Source organism: Streptomyces sp. NPDC049577 (assembly GCF_040675635.1).
Taxonomy (GTDB): Bacteria; Actinomycetota; Actinomycetes; order Streptomycetales; family Streptomycetaceae; genus Streptomyces.
On the sequence record NZ_JBFAPH010000536.1, the window covers coordinates 1 to 2502 of the forward strand.

A 2502-nucleotide genomic window follows, 5' to 3' on the forward strand; every position below is an offset into this window, starting at 1 on the left:
GCGTCCGAGCGCACCCAGCGGTTGCGGTACCACTCGGCGCGGCCGTCGCGCAGCCTGCGACCGGCATCAACGTCGAGTCACAGGTGTGGCTGATGCTCTACACCGACGCGGCCGCCCTCCAGGTGGGGCTCTACATCTGGAACCGGCGGCACAACGTCAGCCCCCACGAACCGGCCGGCTCCTCGGGCGCGGCCGGGATGGTGATGTCCGCCCTGTCCGCGCCGCTCTACGCGCGCTCGCTGGGCGAGGCGCTGCTGCGGCGGCGCTCGCCCTTCGTGGTCACGCCCAAGGGCGATTCGGCCAGCCCCGACTGCATGGCGACCTTTCGCACGCAGCTGACGTGGGCCGGTGCCTTCGCCCTGTGCCTGCTCGCCTCGGTGGCCTTCGGCCACGCCCACGCCGCCATGCGGGTGTGGGCCTTCCTCGCCCTGGTGACCGCGCTGGCACCGGTGGCCGTGTGGCAGGCCGGTCTCGGCCGGGACCGCCGGTCGGTCGTGCCGGCGGTGGCCACGACCGCCGGCGGCACGGGGACGGGCGAGGAGGCCGACGGGGCGGGCGAGGGGACGGGGGCGGAGGCGGCGCGGCCCGTCGGCCAGCGCCGGCCCTCGTGACGGACGGTTGATCCACGGGTGACTGATGGGAAGGGTGAATGGATACGGTGAGGCCCTGGCCGAAGTCCTGGCCGCACGCGAAGGTCCGCAAGGTCCGCAAGTGGACGCTGGGCTCGCTGGCCGTGGCGGCCCTCGTCGCGGCCAACGGCCCGGCCGCCACCGGCTTCGCCGAGCAGGCCTGGCACGAGTACACCATCAACCAGCAGGCGTACAAGGAGCGCTACGGGCACTGGGAGGTGGTCGACGTCCCCGAGCGCTTCCGGATCAACGCCATCCATGCCGCCCTGCTGCACACCGGCAAGGTGCTGCTGATCGCCGGCTCGGGCAACGACGAGCGGAACTTCCGGGCGGGCACCTTCCAGAGCGTCCTGTGGGACCCCGTCGCCGGCACCTTCAAGGAGATCCCCACCCCCAAGGACATGTTCTGCGCCGGCCACGCGCAACTGCCCGACGGCCGGCTGCTGGTGGCCGGCGGCACCGCCCGCTACGAGAAGCTGACCGGTGACGTCGAGCGGGCCGGCGGCGCGATGGTGGTCAAGAACGAGAACCCGGACGCCGCGAAGGTCATCCCCGCCGGCACCGTCTTCGAGGGCTCCCGGGGCCAGCGGTACCGCTCGCAGCTGCCCGTGCTCGTCCCCCGGGCCAAGAAGATCACCGACCGGTCCGGGGACGAGCCCGGGCGGGTCATGGTCACCGCCTCGCAGGCCCGGGTGTACGTGGAATCGGTCGTCGAGGGCGAGCAGGGCGTCACCAACACCGCCGACCAGTACCGCGTCCAGGGCCTCAGCGGCCACGAGGCCCAGGACGTCTACGGTCTGGCCACCAAGCTGGGCCTGGACAAGAAGGACTTCCAGGGGCTGCGCGAGACCTACGAGTTCGACCCCGTCGCCGAGCGCTACGTCCCGGTCGACCCGATGGACGAGGCCCGCTGGTACCCCACCCTGGTGACCCTCAAGGACGGCCGGGTCCTCGCCGTCTCCGGCCTGGACGACATGGGCGAGATCATCCCCGGCAAGAACGAGATCTACGACCCCGCGACCCGCACCTGGTCCCCGGCCCCCGGCCGCTACTTCCCCACCTATCCCGCGCTCTTCCTCACCCGCGGCGGCCGGCTGTTCTACTCCGGCTCCAACGCCGGCTACGGGCCCGCCGACAAGGGCCGGACGCCGGGTCTGTGGGACGTGGACCGCAATACCTTCGAACCGGTGCCGGGCCTGACCGAGCAGGACAGGACGGAGACCTCCGCCTCCGTGCTGCTGCCCCCGGCCCAGGACCAGAAGGTGATGATCCTCGGCGGCGGCGGGGTGGGCGAGTCCCACGAGTCGACCGGGCGCACCGCCATCGCCGACCTCGGCCGGCACACCCCCCGCTACATGCCCGGCCCCGCCCTGCCCCAGGGCACCCGCTACCTCAACGCCGTACTGACCCCCGACGACCGGGTCTTCACCACCGGTGGCTCCCGCGACTACCGCGGCAAGCACGGCTCGGACATCCTGCGGGCCCAGTTCTACGACCCCCGTTCGCGGACCTTCACCACCGCCGCCGAGCCGACCGTCGGCCGCGACTACCACTCCGAGGCGCTGCTGCTGCCCGACGGGCGGATCGCCGTCTTCGGCTCCAACCCCCTCTTCGCCGACAAGGACGACACCCGCATCGGTGAGTTCGAGAAGCGCATCGAGGTGTACACACCGCCCTACCTCTACCGCGACCACCGGCCCGCGCTGGACACGCGGTCGCTGGAGGCCGGGCGCGGCGCCGCCGTCACGCTGCCGGGTGCCGTGCCCGGCGAGGTGGCCGCCGTCCGGCTGATGCGGCCCAGCGCGGTCACCCACGCCACGGACGTCGAGCAGCGCTCGATCGCCCTGACCGCGGCCGTCCGCGGCGGACGGCT

General features: G+C 72.9%; 1 protein-coding gene and 1 pseudogene. Both read left to right on the top strand.

From position 1 onward, the window contains the following. A pseudogene (locus AB0K09_RS32275) lies at positions 1 to 611 on the top strand (hypothetical protein); the annotation flags it as partial. A gap of 38 nt (positions 612 to 649) precedes the next feature. Continuing rightward, on the top strand, positions 650 to 2502 hold a 1853-nt coding region (locus AB0K09_RS32280), incomplete at its 3' end, for a galactose oxidase (protein ID WP_366068950.1).